The organism is Shewanella sp., from assembly GCF_041630135.1.
Classification (GTDB): Bacteria; Pseudomonadota; Gammaproteobacteria; order Enterobacterales; family Shewanellaceae; genus Shewanella.
This window is the reverse complement of sequence record NZ_JBFKLW010000005.1, coordinates 1-19,387: the sequence shown is the minus strand read 5'-3', so window position 1 is coordinate 19,387 and position 19,387 is coordinate 1. Positions and strand designations below refer to the sequence as shown.

Below are 19,387 nucleotides of genomic sequence, written 5' to 3'. Positions count from 1 at the left end.
CTCGGTTAGGTTACAAACTTTTCCGCTGATTCGACGGTGGTATCATCATCGCCTCTCGGTATTTGGCGATGGTGCGTCTTGCAACGTTGATTCCTTGTTCCGCCAGAAGTTCAGCCATCTTGCTGTCGCTTAGTGGCTTCTTCTGATTTTCTGCTGCAACCAGCTTTTTGATAAAGGCGCGGATTGCAGTAGAAGAGCATTCTCCACCATCTTCGGTACCAACATGGCTGGAGAAGAAATACTTTAGCTCAAAAATCCCTTTTGGGGTGTGCATAAATTTTTGAGTGGTGACCCTTGAAATGGTGGATTCGTGCATCTCCACCGCTTCTGCGATGTCGTTGAGAACCATGGGTTTCATGGCTTCTTCACCGTACTCAAAAAAGCCCTGTTGGAACTGCACTATGCAGTTGGCCACTTTGAGCAGGGTGTCGTTACGGCTCTCCAGGCTCTTGATAAACCATTTGGCTTCTTGCAGATGGCCGCGAATAAACTGACTATCGGATTGATTGCGACTGGTGCGTGCCAGCGCCGCATACTGCTGATTTACGCTGAGCTTGGGCATGCAATCTGGGTTGAGTTCCACCACCCAGCGACCGTTCTTTTTACTTACCGACACGTCAGGGATCACGTACTCTTCCTTGGCGCTGGTCACATTTTCACCCGGGCGGGGGTTCAGACTCTGGATCAGCACTATGGCATCTCTGAGCTCTTCTTCCTTGAGCCGGGTTTTACGCATCAGGGTGCGGAAGTCACGGTTGGCAATCAGATCCAGATGTTCGCGAATGAGCAGCCTGGCGTTGTCCAGATGCGGTGTATCGGCGGCAAACTGGCCGAGCTGGATTAGCAGGCATTCTGCCAAATCCCGTGCAGCGACACCAATGGGGTCAAAATGTTGCACACGCTTAAGTACAGCTTCAACTTCATCCAGCTCAACATTTTCGTCACCCACGGCCTCAAGAATTTCTTCCAGGCTTTGGGTCAAGTAACCCTTTTCATCGATGGCATCGATGATGGCTGTCGCAATGGCTAAATCGGTATCCGAAAAAGGGGTAAGATTTTTTTGCCATTCCAGATGTTCATAAAGGCCTTCGCTGGTTTCGCCCTGAAACGGCATATCGTCATCACGGCTGATTCCGGAGCCGGAAACAGGCGCTGCGGTAAAGACTTCATCCCAGGTGGTGTCCATGGGCAGCTCATCTGGCATGGACTCTTGAGTCACAGCTTCTGAAGTGTCTACTGAGGCGGTATCCCCTGCGCTGGCTGACACCTGGGAGTCATCGAATTTGTCATCGAACTCTTTGTCGCCGCCATCGGCATTGTATTGGTCGCCATCGAGGCTATCATCGTCCATTTCCAGTAATGGATTTGCATCGAGGGCTTGCTGAATTTCCTGTTGCAGTTCAAGCGAGGAGAGTTGCAGCAAGCGAATGGCCTGTTGCAACTGAGGCGTCATGGTGAGTTGTTGTCCCAGTTTAAGCTGGAGCGACGCTTTCATCGTACTGCGGATCCTTCACTAAATGATTCAGAGATAAGCTTTTATCTATCAGGTTGCGTTGCCATCCGCTACTTTGTTTTAACAGATTTGAGATATAGGGCTTCGTTATTTAACTATAGCCTGAATTGTTCACCCAAGTACACTGCGCGCACTTGCTGATTGTCCAGGATTTCGGCAGGTGTGCCTTCGGCAATCAGGCTGCCATGGCTGACGATGTAGGCTTTTTCACACACATCCAGAGTTTCGCGCACGTTATGGTCGGTAATAAGCACGCCCAGGCCACGATTTTTCAGCTGTTCGATAATTTTTTTGATGTCGATTACTGAGATAGGGTCAACCCCTGCAAAGGGTTCATCAAGCAGAATAAAACGTGGATTAGCCGCCAGTGCACGGGCAATTTCTACCCGCCGACGCTCGCCTCCCGAGAGTGACATACCGGCGTTGTCGCGGATGTGGGTAATATGAAACTCTTCCAGCAATTGCTCGAGCAGCTCTTCCCGTTCATCGCTACTGAGCTCTTTGCGCATTTGCAGTACGGCCATGATGTTGTCACGTACTGATAATTTACGAAAAATGCTGGCTTCCTGAGGCAGGTAACCAATACCCTTGCGGGCACGCAGGTGCATTGGATCCAGTGTCAGGTCGTCATCGTTGATGTGGATACTGCCTTTGTCACTTTGCACCAGGCCCACCACCATGTAGAAGGTGGTGGTTTTTCCAGCGCCATTGGGGCCAAGCAGTCCCACCACCTGGCCCGTGTTAACGGTGAGGCTGACGTCCTTTACCACCTGACGGTTTTTATAACTTTTGGCGAGGTTGCTGGCCTTCAGGGTCAGTGCCGTCATTGCTGCTTCTCTTCCTGGGGTTGAGGCTGCTCTTGCTCGCCTTTAATTGGCAGTTCCTGCTGGTAGTTCTCAGGCTTAATGATGGTTATCACCTGATCGTCACTCTTACCACTGCTCTGTGAGCTGAGTTGCTGTTTTTCGATGTCGTAAACGATGGAGTCAGCACTGACTTTGCTGCCGTCCTGCTCTACTTCGGCGTTGCCTTTGAGACCCATAATACGGCTGTCGATGTTGTAACTGATTTCGTTGGCGCTGGCCTGTACTCTACGGCCATCTTCAACCTTTTGACTGTATGTCGCGGGCTTGCCCTTGGCTAACAAAATTCGCTTGCCGGTTTTCTCATCAGTGTAGGAGCTGAGCTCGTCAGCTTTCAGCACCAGGCTGCCTTGGGTCAGGGTGACCGGGCCTTCATAAACAATGCGCTTGTTCTTCAGGTCGGCATAACTGTTGGCCGCAGCAATTTTTACTTCCTGAGTTAAATCAAATTTGGTGTTGGCCTGCGCCAATGCGCTGCAGGTGCAAAGCAGCCCCAAAAGAAGCGACTTATTGAGGTTCATAGGTTCCCTTAATCTTGCTTAAGAGCTTGACTTCCTGTGCGTTGAGGTCGGCGTGTAGGCCAACGCCGCTCATGTGGAAGTGGTTGCCGCTGATTAAAATTTCTTGCTCAGAAGACAGGATCATTGATTTGAGATCCAGCTCCAGATAATGGGTGGTGAGTTGTTGCAGAGGATCGTTGAAACTGATGGCTTCGATCAGCACATCTTCCTCAAGCATGACTTTGTCGCTTGCCTTGTTCAATTTGCCGACTTTGGCGCTGAGTCGCCACTCGCCTTTTCCATCCTGAGGGAACAGGGTGTAGACCGGCTCAGTAAACAGGGTTCGGGCATCGCTATCGAAGTGTTCCATGTAAGTAGCACTGACACGACTTTCGAGTTTGCCTTCGCTGTCATAGCTGATGCTGCGAAGATCTGTGGCCACGTAGTCCGGCTTTTGTACCCCGGCATTGGGTATGGGTAAATTTGCCTTTTTACTTTGGACTTGCCAATAGAGCGCCAGCGCGGTGCCAAACAGCAGGATAATGGCCAGGGTTACCCGGTTCATACGCTCATTCCATGGGCTGTGTCGAACTTATTCTGACTCATCAACAGTAGATCGGCCAGTTCGCGCAGGGCACCGCGACCACCAGGCAGATAAGTTACCATATCAGCATGGCGGGCAACATACGGATGGCCATCGGCCACGCACACGCCAAGTCCAACGGCCTTCATCACCGGCAGGTCGACCATGTCATCACCAATATAGGCCACTTCCGCCGGGCTGACGTTGTACAGACTCAGCAGTTCTTCATAGGGCACAAATTTGTCGTCTATGCCCTGATAGATATGTTTCACACCCAGCGCCGTCATACGGTTTTGTACTATGGTGGAGTTGCGGCCGGTGATCACCGCTACGGCAATTCCGGCTCCCTGAAGCGCCTTGACGCCATAACCGTCGCGGGTGTGAAAGGCTTTGAGCTCTTCGCCCTGGTTGCCAAGGTAAATGCGGCCATCGGAGAAGACGCCGTCCACGTCGCAAATCAGCAGTTTGATTTGGCTTGCCTTATGCCAGATATCTTCGGCGACCGGGCCGTAGAGTCCTTCACGCATCAGATAACCCCCGCCTTGACCATATCGAGCATGTTCAGCGCGCCAACCGGACGGTGCTGGCTGTCAATCACGATAAGGCCGTTGATATTTTTTTCATCCATCAATTGCAGCGCTTCTGCGGCGAGAATGCTGTCTTTGATGGTAATGCAATTTCGGGTCATCACATCGGCAATGCTGGTTTGACGCAAATTAATTTGTGCATCAATCACCCGGCGCAGATCGCCGTCGGTGAAAATACCCACCAAGGCACCATCGGCATCGACAATGGCTGTCATGCCGAGGCCTTTTTTGGAGATTTCATACAGGGCGTCGGTAATGCAGATATCGTCGCGAACCAGTGGCAGTTCATCGCCGCGGTGCATCACATCGCTGACATGTAAAAGCAGCTTGCGACCGAGCGCGCCACCTGGGTGCGACATGGCAAAGTCATCTTTGGTAAAGCCTTTGGCTTGCAGCAGTGCAACGGCCAGGGCATCACCCATCACCAGGGTGGCCGTGGTGCTGGAGGTGGGGGCCAGCCCCAGTGGACAGGCTTCTTCAGGTACTTGTATACACAGGTGCAGTTTGGCGTGCTTTGCCATGGTGGAATTGGGTTTTCCGGTCATGGCGATCACTGGGATGCTGCGCCGTTTCATGACTGGCATCAGAGTAAGGATTTCATCTGACTCGCCAGAGTTGGAAATGGCCAGCACAATATCGTTTTCACTGAGCACGCCCAGATCGCCGTGACTGGCTTCGCCCGGGTGCACAAAAAAGGCTGGAGTACCGGTACTTGCCAGGGTGGCGGATATCTTATTGCCAATGTGCCCCGATTTGCCCATGCCCATCACAATCACCTTGCCGGTGCAGTTGAGGATAAGCTCGCAGGCATCGGCAAAGGCTTCGCTGTCGACAAACTGGTACAGGTTGTCCAGTGCCGCCTTCTCCACATCGATAACCTTACTGCCCCATTGGCGCAGTTGCGTTCTGTCTACCATATCTGTCTCTTCTGTCTTTGCCGGTATTTTGCCATCAGGCTAAGGATCAGTTTGTCTGGAACAGCACGTACTGATAACCAATAAAAATGGCCATAAAAATGGCGCCATGCCAGCGCTTGAGTTGTCGGTCTTTACCACTCATCAGCACAAATAAAGCCAGCGCAACACTGGTGGCCATCACCATATAAAAGTCGCGTGTTACAGCCTGGGCGTCCACCACGCCGGGGGCGATGAGCCCTGGCAGTGCCAACACTGCCAGAATATTAAACATGTTTGAGCCAACGATATTGCCGATGGCCAGGTCGTCTTCTTTTTTAAGAGCGCTGGCCACGCAGGCTGCGAGCTCAGGTAAGCTGGTTCCTACGGCAATGATTGTCAGGCCGATCACCAAGTCAGACAGCCCGTAGTACTTTGCAATACCCACGGCACCATCCACCATCCAATCGGCGGATAATGGCAGCAATATTATGCCCACCACGAGCCAAATCAAGGCTTTGGAGGTGGGAACATCACGGGGGATTTCCTCGTCAGCGTCATCGGCGAGAGGATCCGGAGTCTTGTTGGTCAGAGCATGCCAGATGAGATAGGCCATCAGTGCCAAAAAGGCCACAGCCAGAATAATGCCTTCATTACGGTCAAGAATGCCGTCATGGAGGAAATAACCCGCCAGGGCGGTGGCTGCCAGCATCATCGGGATTTCCCGTTTCAGTGTCTGTGAACTGACTGCGACGGCACCTATCATGGCGGTTACGCCCAAAATCAAGGTGATGTTGGCAACGTTGGAGCCGAGCACATTCCCCACGGCGGTGTCCCGCATGCCTTCCATCGAAGCGGTGGCGGCAACAAACATTTCCGGGGCAGAGCTACCCATGGCCACAATCGTCAGGCCAATCAGCATAGGGGGCAGACCGAGATTGCGGGCGAAGGCTGCAGCGCCATAAACAAATTTGTCAGCACTCCAAACCAGTACTGCCAAGCCTGCAATAAGCATAAACACGTTGAGTAACATTTATTGACAAAATCCATAAATACCAAGGCGCATTTTCGCTGGAAATCAGGCAAATTGAAAGTATTAGGGGCTGGAAGTGTGTAAGCGGTTGTCGCAATCAGGGCAATTCCGTACAATTTGCCCCTCTTCGTTGCGTGCCAGGATGGCCGAATATCACTTCACAGACATCAGGGAACCATCATGAACCACGAGGTCGACACTTTGGTGGAAATCCGCAATATGGGTTTCAGCCGTGGTGCGCGCATCATCTATGACGATATCAGTCTGAACATTCCCCGTGGCAAGGTAACGGCCATCATGGGGCCGAGCGGTATTGGCAAAACCACCTTGCTGAAGCTGATGGCCGGGCAGTTGCAGCCTGACCATGGTGAGGTGCTGTTCGATGGTATCAATATCCATAAAATCAGCCGCGGTGAACTGTTTGCGCTGCGTAAGCGTATGAGCATGTTGTTCCAAAGCGGAGCCCTGTTTACCGATATGAATGTGTTCGACAACGTCGCCTTTGCGCTGCGTGAACACTCGGGGCTTGATGAAGCCATTATTCGCCGCATTGTGCTGATGAAGCTTGAAGCCGTGGGCCTTCGTGGCGCGGCGCAAATGATGCCAAGTGAGCTTTCCGGCGGAATGCAGCGACGGGCTGCACTGGCTCGGGCCATAGCGCTGGAGCCTGAGATGGTGATGTACGATGAACCCTTTGCCGGTCAGGATCCGATTTCCATGGGTGTACTGGTAAAGCTTATCCGTGAGCTGTCCGACGCGCTTAACCTTACCTCTGTAGTGGTTTCCCATGATGTAGGCGAAGTGCTCGGTATTGCCGACTATGTGTATGTAATTGCGGATAAACGCATTATTGCTCAGGGTTCGCCAGCAGAACTCAAGGCATCGGATAATCCGCAGCTAAAGCAATTTATTGGTGGTGAACCCGATGGACCTGTGCCGTTTCATTATCCGGCCGCTGATTATATGAAGGAGCTTGGTGGTGGCGTTGATTGATGCAGTTGCACGCCTGGGGCGCGGCACCATAAAACAGGTGTCTGGTTTGGGGCGTGCCGGCTTGATGCTTTGGGGCGCCGTGATGGCCGTTCCCCGTCCGGCCAAGGGATTTCCGCTGTTGATCAAGCAGCTCTACGTGGTCGGGGTGCAATCACTGTTGATTGTGTTGGTGTCCGGGCTATTTATCGGCATGGTACTGGCGCTTCAGGGCTATACCATTTTGGTGGATTTCGGCACTGAAGAGAGCCTTGGACCCATGGTGGCCCTGAGCCTGCTGCGGGAACTTGGCCCTGTGGTCACTGCGCTGCTGTTTGCCGGCCGAGCCGGTTCGGCGCTGACTGCCGAAATTGGTTTGATGAAAAGCACCGAGCAGCTTTCCAGCCTCGAAATGATGGCGGTGGATCCGCTGCGGCAAATTATCGCCCCACGCTTTTGGGCGGGCGTGATCAGTATGCCACTACTGGCGCTGATGTTTACTGCCGTTGGGATTTGGGGCGGTCATATTGTCGGGGTGGAATGGAAGGGCATCGACAATGGTGCCTTCTGGTCAATTCTGCAGGCATCGGTCGAATGGCGTCAGGACATAGTAAACTGTTTGATTAAGAGCCTGGTGTTCGCCTTGGTGGTGACCTGGATTGCCCTGTACCGTGGTTATGAAGTGGTGCCTAATCCTGAAGGGATCAGCAAGGCCACCACTTCAACTGTGGTGCAATCGAGTCTCGCCGTTTTGGCATTGGATTTTCTGCTGACCGCCCTCATGTTTGGGTAACACCTGGCGTTCAGCTAATTGCAAGGAGTAAAACTTTAGCATGTTGTCACGGAAAGTTGAGATTTGGGTGGGGCTTTTCCTGCTGGCCGGGATAGCCGCCTTTCTGGTGTTGGTGTTTAAAGTCGCCAATGTCGAAGTGCAGGCTGGGAAGAGTCAATACACTCTCTATGCGCGCTTCTCCAACGTCGGGGGGCTTAAGGTTCGCTCACCGGTCAAAGTCGGCGGGGTTGTGGTTGGGCGCGTAAGTCAGATAGAGCTGGATCCCGAGCGTCTGGTAGCCGTGGTAACCCTGTCGATGGACGGCCGTTACCGTAACTTTCCCGAAACCAGCAGTCTGGCGATTTTGACTTCGGGCTTGCTTGGGGAACAGTTCCTCGGTTTGACCCCCGGGTTTGTTGAAGATGATATTGCCATGCTGAAAGATGGGGACAGAATAGCCGACACTAAGTCAGCGCTGGTTCTGGAAGACCTGATCGGGCAGTTCCTCTACAGTATGGGTTCTAAGGATTAACAGGAGAATAATGATGTTCAGAACAATGATTGCACTGTTGTTAAGTGTGTTCTGTTTAACGGCCGTGGCAGAGCCCGTGGATGGTAGCAATCCTTATGAGATGATCCAGGAAGTTGCTGACAATACCTTCAAGCGTTTTCACGCCGATAAAACTCTGATTGATGCCGATGCCAATCATCTCAAGGTGATAGTGCGTGAAGAGCTGATGCCTTACATCGACTATCGTTATGCATCTTACAAAGTGCTGGGGCAGTATTTGCGTGATACTTCAGAAGACCAGCGCAACCGCTTTGTGGATGCCTTTGAGGCTTACTTGGTGACAACCTATGCCCAGGCTTTTACCGAGTACACCAATCAGACGGTGGAGTACGCACCAGCAGTCAAATTCACCGATGAAAAAATTGTTGATGTGAACGTTCGCATTATTGAATCAGGTCGTCCACCCATTAAGCTGCTGTTCAAGGCTCGCCGTCTGAAGGATGACACCTGGAAAGCCTTTGACCTGGTGGCCGAGGGCGTAAGCTTGTTGCAGTCAAAACAGTCAGAAATCACGGGTCTTATCCGCCAGAAAGGCATTGAACATGTGATAGTGATGCTGAATGACAAAGCCAATACACCTGTAAGCCGTGCCACCAAGGCGGTAGCAAATTGATCAGCCTGAGCTGCAATGCAGACTGCTGTGAGTTGTCAGGGCGTCTTGACCATAGCGTGGTTTGCGACCTTTGGCCCAGGCTCGATAGTCTGATCCCTGCCCAGGCAACCCGCTTGGATTTGAGGCAATTGTCCTATAGTGACAGTGCCGGTATCGCATTTTTACTGGAATTGTGGCAACGTGCCCGAAACAGGGGGCAGAAGCTGCAGTTGGTGTCACCTTCTGCACAACTTGGTAAACTAATCGCCCTGTACGATTTGGAAGTCTTCTTCGAAGAAGAAGCCTAGCGCAACTAAGGTTCAGTTCATTCATGGATTGCAAACAGATTGAAGAAATTTTGACTCAGGCTCTGGGTCTCGACGAAGTACATGTCACTACTGATGGCAGCCATTATCAGGTCATCGCTGTTGGCGAATGCTTCGATGGCATGAGCCGTATCAAGCAACAACAGGCTATTTATGCCCCGCTGATGGAGCAGATTACCAGCGGAGCCCTGCATGCCTTATCCATCAAGACTTTTACCCCCACTCAGTGGAAGCGGGAAAAAGTCTTCAATATGCCACTCTAAAGAGAAACGTCGTGGATAAACTCTCAATTCAGTCCGGCGGTGCACTTGCGGGACGTGTGGTTATTTCCGGAGCCAAAAATGCCGCCCTGCCTATTTTGATGGCGGGGGTGTTGGCTGAGTCCGAATTTGTACTGACAAACGTGCCCAGCCTGCGTGATGTTGACACCAGCTGCAAGCTGCTGCGCTGTCTCGGTGCAGAGGTGACTCAGGATGGCGACCGCATTGCCATCAATAGTGCCAACATAGATCATTTTGTGGCGCCATACGATTTGGTGAAAACCATGCGGGCCTCAATTTTGATCCTGGGCCCCTTGCTTGCCCGCTACGGCAAGGCAGATGTGTCTTTGCCCGGCGGTTGCGCCATTGGTGCGCGCCCGGTAAACCTGCACCTGCATGGTCTTGAGCAGATGGGTGCCCAAATCGAAGTGAAAGAAGGCTATATCAAGGCCCGGGTAGATGGTCGTCTCAAAGGCGCGCATATCTTTATGGATATGGTCAGCGTGGGTGCCACTGAAAACCTGCTGATGGCCGCTGCACTTGCAGATGGCGTAACCGTGATAGAAAACGCTGCCCGTGAACCTGAAGTTATCGACCTTGCCAACTGTTTGGTTGCCATGGGCGCGAAAATCAGTGGTATTGGCAGTGCCACGCTTAAGATCACTGGCGTTGAGCGTCTCAGTGGCTGTGATTATCGGGTAATGCCAGACCGTATTGAAACTGGCACCTTCCTGGTGGCTGCGGCCGTGACCCGAGGCAGTATTCGTTGTGACAGTGCCGACCCCTCATCGCTCGAAGCCGTACTTGCCAAACTGGAAGATGCCGGTGCTGACATCCGTACCGGTGACGACTGGATTGAGCTGGATATGCATGGCAAGCGTCCCAAGGCAGTGAATATCAAGACCGCACCCTATCCTGCGTTTCCCACAGACATGCAGGCACAGTTCTGTGTGCTCAATTGTTTGGCGGAAGGTACGGGCACAATTACTGAGACTATTTTCGAGAACCGTTTTATGCACGTGCCTGAACTGATGCGTATGGGTGCTCATATGGAACTTGAAGGCCATACCTGTATCGTGCATGGTGTGGAGCGTTTAAGTGGTGCTCAGGTGATGGCGACCGATCTGCGTGCATCTGCCAGTTTGGTGATTGCCGGCCTGATGGCTGACGGGAATACAGTCGTGGATCGTATTTATCACCTCGACCGTGGCTATGAGCACATCGAGACCAAGTTTGAAGGGCTTGGTGGCAGGGTAGTGCGAATTAAATAAGCTTCATCGTTTATTAATAAAAACCGCCTTTAATGGCGGTTTTTTTATAGTAGGATTTTGTACGACAGGCCAGCCCTCACCCAGTGATTTGGGATTTATATGCAGCGATTGAATGGAACTGGATACATTGGCCATCGATTGTATGCAGGTCGACGGTAGTTTGAGTGGGTCGATTTACAGGAGTCAGGGATATGATGAAGCTTGTAAGGTGGGCGGTGCCGGCACTGCTGTTGATGGCCGCATTGGTCAGCTATATCGCGGGTGCCCAAATGCCTTCTATGGTGCTTCTGGCGCTGGGCGTATGTTTTGAATTGGCATTTTGGGTGCGTTTGACCGGGGTTGTGAGCCCCAACAATAAGTGCTGAGACAGAGCCAGTTTGATTACTGACCAAAAAAAAGCCCGGTTGACCGGGCATTTTTGCATTTTGTAGCTAATATATCGATTGAGGTGAATTCAGCACTTAATCAGTAGTACTGGCTTTTTCACCAATTACCACAGACACCTGATAGCCTTGACCCTGTCGGATTATCGTCAATTCAACCTCAGTCCCCGGCTTTGTTTCTGCAATTCTATCCATTAACATTTCTGCACTCACTACTTCTTCGCCTGCATAGGCTGTGATGACATCTCTTGGAAGTAATTGAGCTGATGCAGCCGGTCCATTTCTGTCAACTCCAGTAACCAATACACCACGGACTTCCTGTAATTTGAGCACTTGCGCCATAAAGGGTGTTAAGGCTTCGCCCGATATACCTAACGCACCGCGGATCACACGTCCGTGTTCAATCAGTTTTCCCATGATGGAATAAGCCAACCGAATAGGGATGGCAAAGCTGATACCATGTCCGCCACCTTCGCCACCGATTTGATAAGCGGCGGTGTTGATACCGATAAGGTCTCCGCTGGTATCAATGAGAGCTCCACCCGAATTACCGGCATTAATGGCGGCATCAGTCTGCAAAAAGTCCTGATAACCGGTACTTAGACCATTTCGGCCCGTGGCACTGATAATACCCTGAGTAATGGTTTGTCCGAGGTTGTAGGGATTGCCAATGGCCAGTACCACGTCTCCAACCTGGGGCAGTGTTCCCAGGTTCAAGGGGGCCACAGGGAGTTTATCCCCTTCTATTTTCAGTACGCTCAAATCGGTTTCAGGATCTGAGCCGACAACTTCTGCGCTGAAGCGGCGTCCGTCCTGCAGTGCAATAACAATTTCATCGGCTTTTTTGATGACGTGGTAATTGGTGAGAATGTAGCCCTCTTTGGCCATTATCACCCCGGAACCCAGTCCCTGAAGTGCTCCTGAGTTCAACGGCTGACGCTGATCTATGCTGATGTTGTAGATATTGGCAACAGCCGGTGCGGCTCTGCGAACGGCATTGGCGAAGGAAAGTTCGCTGCCACCGTTGCCATGGCTTTTGAAGAATTTGCCATGGTCATTGCCCAGATAGTTTTGGGCCAGCAGGAAGACTGCGGCCATCACCAGACCGAACATCACGGCTTTACCGACGTAGAGCAGGGCGTTTTTCATGGATGGAGGCGTGGTTGATTGTAAAAAAGTGTAGCTAGATTAACACGTTTCAAAACAATAAGCCCAGCACTGGGGCTGGGCTTATTAGCTGCTTGGTGTTAGCGCAATACCAGATAGCGCATGCTCTTTCCGCGCATCACTTTTAAAGCAGCGGCACCATCTTGCTCTTTAAGCTGCTCTTTAAGCGCCTTGAGATCTTTCACCGGGGTGCGGTTCACACCCACAATGATGTCACCTTTGCGCAGACCACTGAGCGCTGCAGGCGAGCCTTCGGCAATGTCAGTGATTTCAACACCATTGGAGTTGGACTCAAGTTTGGCACCAGCCAATTGTGGGTGCAACTCATCGGCGACAGCGGTTTGCTCTGAGGCCTCACCCAAGGTTACCTTGACCGTTTTTTCTTTACCGTCTCTGATCAGACCCAGCTCAACCTTGGCACCGGCGCCCAAGGTGCCGATTTTTGCCCGCAGTTCCTGGAAGCTCTTAATCTTGCGATCGTTCACACTGACGATGATATCACCGGCTTTGATTCCAGCTTTGTCTGCGGCGCTGTCTGGCATGACTTCGTTAACGAAGGCGCCGTGCTGTGAATCCAGGCCAAAGCCTTCGGCCAGTTTACTGTCAAGCTCCCTACCGGAAATGCCCAGCACCCCGCGGCGTACTTCGCCGTGTTCAATAATCTGGTCAACCAGCGAGTGCATCATGTTGGCAGGAATGGCAAAACCAATGCCCACGTTACCACCGCCCGGTGCCACAATCGCGGTGTTGATACCGATAAGTTCACCGCGCAGGTTCACCAGCGCGCCACCTGAGTTACCGCTGTTAATGGCGGCGTCGGTCTGAATAAAGTTTTCCAGCATCTCTATACCCAGGCCGCTGCGGCCCAGTGCTGACACTATGCCCGAGGTAACGGTTTGACCCAGACCAAAGGGATTACCTATGGCCACCGCAAAGTCGCCCACGTGGATGGCGTCTGAGTCGGCCGATTTAATTTCAGTCAGTTTATCGGCTTTGATTTGCAGCAGGGCGATATCGGATTCGCTGTCGCTGCCAATCAGTTTGGCTTCAAATTCACGGCCATCGAGCAAACCTATTTGAATGGTGTCGGCGCCATCAATCACATGGTTGTTGGTGACTATATAGCCCTTGTCGGCATCAATAATTACTCCGGAACCCAAGCCGCGGAAGGGGCGTTCGCGCACTTGCTCCTGTGGTGCATTGGGGCCAAAGAAATAGCGGAATACATCAGGAACCCGCTGTTTGGAAACATGGGTGCCGGATACGGCAACTGAGACAACGGCCGGAGTGGCTTTTTCCAACATGGGGGCCAGACTTGGCAACTGCTGGCCATCTACCGCCATTGGCAGCGAGGCATAGGCAGGCAGCGTGCCCAAAGTCAGGGTGGCACCTAAAATAGCGGCGGATACGAGAGAGAGTTTTACTTTCATCTTAGTCATTGCTCCAATTCGGGGATCGGTTTCAAAGTGACAGTTGGCACTTGTATAACCCTTCCGACCCGGGTGTAACAACAAAGTTCGTCACTATTAACAAAGGTTAATACGCCTTTCATCTGTTCCCACAATAGCGCCTTCTGGCAACTGTTGTCGGGGGCAGTGGCTATTACCTTGCCGGGTTCGACATGTTAACATTCACTCAATTTCATATATGGTCCCCAGAGAAGAAATCAAGTGTCCCATCTTACCCCCTGGCAGCATTATCAACAGGATCTGTTAAAAGAAGGCTTTTCCCACGACGTGGCACAAGAGGCTGCGGTTAAAGCACTGCAAGGTGTGTTCGATGCCCTGATTGCCAGTGAAACCAGCAGCAGCTTGCTTGGCCGGTTGGGCAGTCGCTTTGGTATGGCAACCAAAAAGCCTTACGTGAAAGGCTTATACCTGTGGGGCGGTGTAGGGCGGGGTAAAACCTATCTGATGGACACCTTTTATGAGGCCTTGCCTTTCGAGCGCAAGATGCGGGCCCACTTCCACCGCTTTATGCATCAGGTGCATTTGGACCTCGATCGTTTGAAGGGGACCCGCGATCCTTTGCTGGTGATTGCCAAAGAGATGGCCGCCAAGGTGCGGGTGATTTGTTTTGATGAGTTCTTTGTTTCTGACATTACCGACGCCATGCTGCTCGGCACCCTGTTTGAGGCGCTGTTTGATGAGGGGGTGGTGCTGGTTGCCACCTCCAACATTGTTCCCGATGATTTGTATCGCAACGGGCTGCAGCGGGCGCGTTTCCTGCCGGCGATTGCGCTGCTCAACCAGCATTGCGATGTGCTCAATGTGGACTCAGGTATCGACTATCGACTGCGCACACTGGAGCAGGCGGAGATTTACCACTTCCCGCTGGATGAGGCCGCCGACACTAACCTGCTTAAGTACTTTGATCAGCTGACGCCCGAGTCTGAAGTGCAATCGGAGCCTATTGAAGTGGAAGGTCGTTACCTCAGCATTCGTAAACAGGCTCAGGGTGTGTTGCTGGCTGACTTCAGGGCGCTGTGTGATGGCCCCCGCAGTCAGCGCGACTATATGGAGCTTGCGCAGTTATACCACACTGTACTGCTCTCTGGTGTTGAGCAGATGGGTGCCCAGCAAACCGGTGATGACATTGCCCGCCGTTTCCTGGCGTTGGTGGACGAGTTTTACGAGCGCCATGTAAAGCTGATTATCTCAGCCGAGGTTGCGCTGGAAGACATCTACACTGAGGGGCTGCTCAGTTTTGAGTTCCGCCGCTGTCGCTCACGCTTGATTGAAATGCAGTCCCGGGATTATCTGGCGCTGGAGCACTTGCCCTGACTCGTTGCGCTGCCGCGCAGAAACTGGCCGGGATGCATTCTTTGACTCTGTGCTTCCATGGGCATAAGGCAGACACCGGATCCTCGCGATCTTTTTTAATTTTGGTTTGAAAAAGCAGGTGATTTTTAACCCAGTCTTGGATATAATTCGCGACCTGCCCACGTTACCTCCGCCGAAGAGGCGGAAATCAGAGCCGATTTCCCTGCTCGAAGGGGTAGTGGAAAAGGCAAATGTGTTATCCGGGGTCGGATAACATGTGTGACAGAATTTAACTTTGGGTTTTTGTAATAATGAAGACTTTTACTGCCAAGCCAGAAACTGTATCTCGTGACTGGTACGTTGTTGACGCCGAAGGTAAGACTCTGGGTCGCATCGCTACTGAAATTGCTCGCCGTCTGCGCGGTAAGCATAAGCCTGAGTTCACTCCTCACGTTGACACCGGTGATTACATCATCGTTATCAATGCTGAGAAAGTGACCGTGACTGGCAACAAAGCTGCAGGCAAGATGTACTACTCTCATTCTGGTTTCCCAGGCGGCATCAAAGAAATCAACTTTGAAAAGCTGCAGGCTCACAAGCCAGAAATGATCATCGAGAAAGCAGTCAAGGGTATGTTGCCAAAAGGCCCGCTGGGTCGTGCTATGTTCCGCAAGCTGAAAGTATATGCTGGCGCCGAGCACAACCACGCTGCACAACAACCTCAAGTTCTTGATATCTAAACGGGATTAAGTAAATGGCTGCTACTCAGTACTACGGCACTGGCCGTCGCAAAACTTCTACCGCTCGCGTATTCGCTAAAGTAGGCAGCGGTAACATCATCGTTAACAAGCGTCCTCTGGATGTTTACTTCGGTCGTGAGACTGCTCGTATGGTTGTTCGTCAGCCACTCGAGCTGGTTGAAATGACTGAAAAGCTGGACATCTATGTGACTGTTAAGGGCGGTGGTATCACTGGTCAAGCCGGTGCCATCCGTCACGGTATCACCCGCGCTCTGATGGAGCTGGACGAGTCTCTGCGTCCTACTCTGCGTGCCGCTGGTTTCGTTACCCGTGATGCCCGTCAGGTTGAGCGTAAGAAAGTTGGTCTGCGTAAAGCACGTCGTAGACCACAGTTCTCCAAGCGTTAATTTTCGCTTCGAGTCTGCAAAAAACCCGGCCTTGGCCGGGTTTTTTATTATCTATCGGTTATTTACGTCAGTTAAATCACCCCATAGAGGGGTATTTTGTCTAAGTTTAAGTAATGGGAATGTAAAATATAACCAGTTGATAAATGAATATGGCCTTGCCTTGATAACGCGAAATTACGCCATTGGGAATGATTGATAATCTCTATAAATCAATACGTTGAACTCCGTTGGTGACGTTTTAGCCTACACTGTTCAATGTGGCGATTGATTATTTTTTCATAAATTTCTTGCCCATCCCCCCCTGAAATCTGCTAAAATTCTGCTTTAACCGCAACCTTGCAGCAAACAATGGGCAAAAACGTAGTTGTTCTCGGCACCCAATGGGGTGACGAGGGAAAAGGTAAGATTGTCGACCTTCTCACTGAACAGGCAAAATACGTAGTTCGTTATCAGGGCGGCCACAACGCTGGTCACACTCTGGTAATTGATGGTGTTAAAACCGTTCTCCATCTGATCCCTTCAGGCATCCTGCGCGATAATGTTAAGTGCATTATCGGTAACGGTGTTGTGCTGGCTCCAGACGCGCTGATGAAAGAAATCAGCATGCTCAAAGAGCGTGGTGTACCCGTTGAAGAGCGTTTGCTGATCTCCGAAGCTTGTCCGCTTATCCTGCCATTCCACTGTGCAGTGGATATCGCCCGTGAAAAGGCGCGTGGCAATAAGGCTATCGGTACCACAGGTCGTGGTATTGGCCCTGCCTACGAGGACAAGGTATCACGTCGCGGTCTGCGCGTGGGTGATCTGTTCAATGCTGAACTCTTCGCTGAGAAACTCAAAGAAGTGATGAAGTATCACAACTTCATGCTGACTGAGTACTATGGTGCCGAGGCCGTTGACTATCAGAAGACTCTTGACGATGCGCTGGCAATGGCTGACTACCTCAAGTCTATGTGTGTTGATGTGACAGAAATGCTGGATCAGGCCCGCAAAGCCGGAGAAAACATTCTGTTTGAAGGTGCCCAGGGTACACTGTTGGATATCGACCACGGTACTTACCCGTTCGTGACTTCGTCCAACACCACCGCCGGTGGCGTTGCCACAGGTAGTGGTTTTGGTCCATGCCACCTCGACTATGTGTTGGGTATCATGAAGGCCTACACCACTCGCGTGGGTGCCGGTCCTTTCCCAACTGAACTTGAGTGTGAAATTGGTGACCATCTGGGTACCAAGGGTCACGAGTTTGGTGCTACCACTGGCCGTAAGCGTCGTCCAGGCTGGCTTGATGCCGTTGCCATGAAGCGTGCTATCCAGATCAACAGCCTGACCGGTATCTGTCTGACCAAGTTGGACGTACTGGATGGCCTGAAAGAAGTGAAGATCTGTGTGGGTTATCAGCAGCCAGATGGCACTGTGACCACAGTGACGCCACTGGCAGCCGAAGGCTATGAACTGGTTACCCCGGTTTATGAGTCAATGCCAGGCTGGAGCGAGAACACCTTTGGTGTGACCTCCATGGATCTGCTGCCACAGGCGGCCGTGAACTACATCAAACGTATCGAAGAGATTTTGGAGACTCCAATCGACATCATCTCTACCGGTCCGGATCGGAACGAGACCTTTATCAGGGTCAGCCCGTTCAACTGATGTAAAGAAGGCCGCATAAGCGGCCTTTTTCATACCTGCAGCTTTGCTGTCAGGCTCAAGATTTGGGTTATACTGCCGATGAGTTGGTCATCAGCCAGTCATTCGGAATTTGTTATGTTACGTGTCATCTCAGCCCTGTTATTTATGGTTTCCCCCAGTTTGCTGGCAGCTGAGGCGGTGGACGTTTACACCCAGGAACAACTGTTGACGCTCATTCGAGAGCAGCAACATTTGGCGCAGGTTAAGCAGGATGACTGCCAATTGGTGCAGGATATTGAAGCCCGTGCCGAAGTACTTAAGCAGCCCCTGTATCAGTTTTTGTGGGGCGAGATGTTTATCCACGGTACCTGCATTAAAAAAGACGTGCCCCGCGGCATGCAATTATTGAAAGAGTCTGCCACCCAAGGCAGCACAGAAGCCATGCTGCAAGTGGCTCGCTATTATGAAGATGGCAAGTATGTGCTTAAGAACAAGCACCGCTCGGTACAGTATCTGTACCCCGCCGCCGCCAACGGCGACCAAAAGGCGCGCATGATGCTGGTGCGTCTGTACAACGAGGGCTTTGGCAGCCCCAGGGATTATGAGATGGCCTATCATTGGCTGTACAACGAGGTCTTTAACGATCAAAAGACCAAGGACCAAGCCTGGCAACTGCTGCAAAAGCTGGAGTCCAAAATGCCCGCCAGTGCCGTGGCAAGAGCCCGGGGCGAGCATTTGTGGAATTACTGATATCCGGCAAGGGCCGGATGAAAAATGGAAATTGAATGATTAACGATCCGCATTTTGAGCGCGAACAGGAAAAGTACGACAACCCCATTCCCAGCAGGGAATTTATCCTCGAGTATTTGAGGTCTCAAACCGCCCCCCAGCCTCGCGACAATATCGCCGAGGCACTGAAGATCCACGATGAAGAACGCCTGGAAGCCCTGCGCCGCCGTCTGCGCGCCATGGAGCGTGATGGCGAGCTGGTGTTCACCCGTGGCCAGTGTTACGGCCTGCCGGAGCGCATGGATTTGATGTCGGGTACTGTGCTTGGTCACAGAGATGGCTTTGGCTTCTTCCGCCCGGATAACGGCGGCGATGACCTCTTTATCAACGAGCGCGACATGCAGCTCTATTTCCACGGTGACAAGGTACTGGCACAAAAGGCCGGTGTCGATCGCCGTGGCCGCCGCGACGCCCGTATCGTCAGGCTGCTCTCTGAGCGCAGCGCGCCGCTGGTTGGCCGGTTCTGTGTCGATTCAGGTATGGCCTTTGTGGTGGCCGATGACAAGCGTATTCCCCATGAAATCCTGATTGCCAATGAAGACAAGAATGGTGCCCGCCATGGCGATGTGGTGGTGATTGAACTGACCCGTCGTCCGGGCCGCTACGTGCGTGCCGGTGGCAAGGTTACTGAAGTGCTGGGCAAGGAAATGGCCCCTGGCATGGAAATCGAAATTGCTCTGCGTAACTACGACCTGCCGCACCAGTGGTCATCGGTAATTGAGAAAAAGCTGCGCCGTATTCCTGACTACGTCACCGACGAAGACAAAGAAGGCAGAGTCGATC

The 19,387-nt window shown here is 52.0% G+C and carries 23 protein-coding genes; 14 read left to right on the top strand and 9 right to left on the bottom strand.

All coding sequences use genetic code 11. The annotated features are described in order from the left end of the window. Positions 1-10: 10 nt before the first annotated feature. The 7 genes from ABYK60_RS02360 to ABYK60_RS02330 form a co-directional block, all read right to left on the bottom strand. Complete coding sequence (locus ABYK60_RS02360) at positions 11-1,495, bottom strand: RNA polymerase factor sigma-54 (RefSeq protein ID WP_372870317.1); 1,485 nt, start codon at positions 1,493-1,495, stop codon at positions 11-13. A 113-nt stretch (positions 1,496-1,608) separates the two neighbouring features. After that, on the bottom strand, positions 1,609-2,340 hold the full coding sequence (gene lptB / locus ABYK60_RS02355) for an LPS export ABC transporter ATP-binding protein (RefSeq protein WP_126168271.1): 732 nt from the start codon (positions 2,338-2,340) through the stop codon (positions 1,609-1,611). Then, complete coding sequence (gene lptA / locus ABYK60_RS02350) at positions 2,337-2,897, bottom strand: lipopolysaccharide transport periplasmic protein LptA (RefSeq protein WP_372870316.1); 561 nt, start codon at positions 2,895-2,897, stop codon at positions 2,337-2,339. The genes lptB and lptA overlap by 4 nt, the downstream gene beginning before the upstream one ends. Then, a complete protein-coding gene (gene lptC, locus ABYK60_RS02345) occupies positions 2,884-3,441 on the bottom strand; it encodes an LPS export ABC transporter periplasmic protein LptC (RefSeq protein ID WP_372870315.1) in 558 nt (185 codons plus the stop codon). Before lptC ends, lptA begins: the two co-directional genes overlap by 14 nt. Further along, positions 3,438-3,986 carry a 3-deoxy-manno-octulosonate-8-phosphatase KdsC gene (kdsC, locus tag ABYK60_RS02340; protein WP_372870314.1) on the bottom strand — a complete coding sequence of 183 codons (549 nt, stop codon included), beginning with the start codon at positions 3,984-3,986 and terminating at the stop codon, positions 3,438-3,440. Before kdsC ends, lptC begins: the two co-directional genes overlap by 4 nt. After that, positions 3,986-4,963 (bottom strand): KpsF/GutQ family sugar-phosphate isomerase, encoded by a 978-nt coding sequence (locus ABYK60_RS02335; RefSeq protein WP_372870313.1) that lies wholly within the window; start codon positions 4,961-4,963, stop codon positions 3,986-3,988. The genes kdsC and ABYK60_RS02335 overlap by 1 nt, the downstream gene beginning before the upstream one ends. 46 nt (positions 4,964-5,009) lie before the next feature. Continuing rightward, positions 5,010-5,972: a calcium/sodium antiporter gene (locus ABYK60_RS02330; protein WP_372870312.1), complete on the bottom strand. Its 963-nt coding sequence runs from the start codon at positions 5,970-5,972 to the stop codon at positions 5,010-5,012. Between the two features lie 180 nt (positions 5,973-6,152). Between ABYK60_RS02330 and mlaF the strand changes: the two genes are divergently transcribed. The 8 genes from mlaF to ABYK60_RS02290 all read left to right on the top strand — a co-directional run bounded on the left by mlaF (position 6,153) and on the right by ABYK60_RS02290 (position 11,098). Next, positions 6,153-6,965, top strand: coding sequence for a phospholipid ABC transporter ATP-binding protein MlaF (mlaF, locus tag ABYK60_RS02325; protein WP_372870311.1), 813 nt, complete (start codon positions 6,153-6,155; stop codon positions 6,963-6,965). Further along, entirely contained in the window at positions 6,952-7,734 is a 783-nt protein-coding gene (gene mlaE / locus ABYK60_RS02320) for a lipid asymmetry maintenance ABC transporter permease subunit MlaE (RefSeq protein ID WP_372870310.1), read from the top strand. The genes mlaF and mlaE overlap by 14 nt, the downstream gene beginning before the upstream one ends. A gap of 40 nt (positions 7,735-7,774) precedes the next feature. Then, positions 7,775-8,245: an outer membrane lipid asymmetry maintenance protein MlaD gene (gene mlaD, locus ABYK60_RS02315; RefSeq protein WP_372870309.1), complete on the top strand. Its 471-nt coding sequence runs from the start codon at positions 7,775-7,777 to the stop codon at positions 8,243-8,245. A 25-nt stretch (positions 8,246-8,270) separates the two neighbouring features. After that, positions 8,271-8,897: a phospholipid-binding protein MlaC gene (locus tag ABYK60_RS02310; protein ID WP_372870386.1), complete on the top strand. Its 627-nt coding sequence runs from the start codon at positions 8,271-8,273 to the stop codon at positions 8,895-8,897. Then, positions 8,894-9,184 (top strand): lipid asymmetry maintenance protein MlaB, encoded by a 291-nt coding sequence (locus ABYK60_RS02305; RefSeq protein ID WP_372870308.1) that lies wholly within the window; start codon positions 8,894-8,896, stop codon positions 9,182-9,184. The genes ABYK60_RS02310 and ABYK60_RS02305 overlap by 4 nt, the downstream gene beginning before the upstream one ends. Positions 9,185-9,207: 23 nt before the next feature. Continuing rightward, a complete protein-coding gene (locus ABYK60_RS02300; protein WP_372870307.1) occupies positions 9,208-9,465 on the top strand; it encodes a BolA family protein in 258 nt (85 codons plus the stop codon). An 11-nt stretch (positions 9,466-9,476) separates the two neighbouring features. Continuing rightward, the gene (gene murA, locus ABYK60_RS02295) at positions 9,477-10,733 is read left to right on the top strand and encodes a UDP-N-acetylglucosamine 1-carboxyvinyltransferase (RefSeq protein WP_372870306.1); all 1,257 of its coding nucleotides are present in this window, start codon (positions 9,477-9,479) and stop codon (positions 10,731-10,733) included. Positions 10,734-10,924: 191 nt separating this feature from the next. Further along, positions 10,925-11,098, top strand: a complete 174-nt coding sequence (locus ABYK60_RS02290) for a hypothetical protein (RefSeq protein ID WP_372870305.1) — start codon at positions 10,925-10,927, stop codon at positions 11,096-11,098. A 96-nt stretch (positions 11,099-11,194) separates the two neighbouring features. Here ABYK60_RS02290 and degS read toward each other — a convergent pair whose 3' ends face one another. Together degS and ABYK60_RS02280 are read right to left on the bottom strand one after the other, a co-directional pair. Further along, entirely contained in the window at positions 11,195-12,265 is a 1,071-nt protein-coding gene (gene degS / locus ABYK60_RS02285; RefSeq protein WP_372870304.1) for an outer membrane-stress sensor serine endopeptidase DegS, read from the bottom strand. 98 nt (positions 12,266-12,363) lie between these two features. After that, complete coding sequence (locus tag ABYK60_RS02280) at positions 12,364-13,713, bottom strand: DegQ family serine endoprotease (RefSeq protein ID WP_372870303.1); 1,350 nt, start codon at positions 13,711-13,713, stop codon at positions 12,364-12,366. Between the two features lie 240 nt (positions 13,714-13,953). Here ABYK60_RS02280 and zapE point away from each other — a divergent pair, with 240 nt between their 5' ends. The 6 genes from zapE to ABYK60_RS02250 all read left to right on the top strand — a co-directional run. Next, complete coding sequence (gene zapE / locus ABYK60_RS02275) at positions 13,954-15,066, top strand: cell division protein ZapE (RefSeq protein ID WP_372870302.1); 1,113 nt, start codon at positions 13,954-13,956, stop codon at positions 15,064-15,066. 290 nt (positions 15,067-15,356) lie between these two features. Next, on the top strand, positions 15,357-15,785 hold the full coding sequence (rplM, locus tag ABYK60_RS02270) for a 50S ribosomal protein L13 (RefSeq protein WP_372870301.1): 429 nt from the start codon (positions 15,357-15,359) through the stop codon (positions 15,783-15,785). A gap of 14 nt (positions 15,786-15,799) precedes the next feature. Continuing rightward, positions 15,800-16,192: a 30S ribosomal protein S9 gene (rpsI, locus tag ABYK60_RS02265; protein ID WP_011761177.1), complete on the top strand. Its 393-nt coding sequence runs from the start codon at positions 15,800-15,802 to the stop codon at positions 16,190-16,192. 348 nt (positions 16,193-16,540) lie between these two features. After that, the gene (locus tag ABYK60_RS02260) at positions 16,541-17,836 is read left to right on the top strand and encodes an adenylosuccinate synthase (protein WP_372870300.1); all 1,296 of its coding nucleotides are present in this window, start codon (positions 16,541-16,543) and stop codon (positions 17,834-17,836) included. A 114-nt stretch (positions 17,837-17,950) separates the two neighbouring features. Then, complete coding sequence (locus tag ABYK60_RS02255) at positions 17,951-18,565, top strand: tetratricopeptide repeat protein (protein WP_372870299.1); 615 nt, start codon at positions 17,951-17,953, stop codon at positions 18,563-18,565. Between the two features lie 35 nt (positions 18,566-18,600). After that, on the top strand, positions 18,601-19,387 hold a 787-nt coding region (locus ABYK60_RS02250; protein WP_372870298.1), incomplete at its 3' end, for a winged-helix domain-containing protein.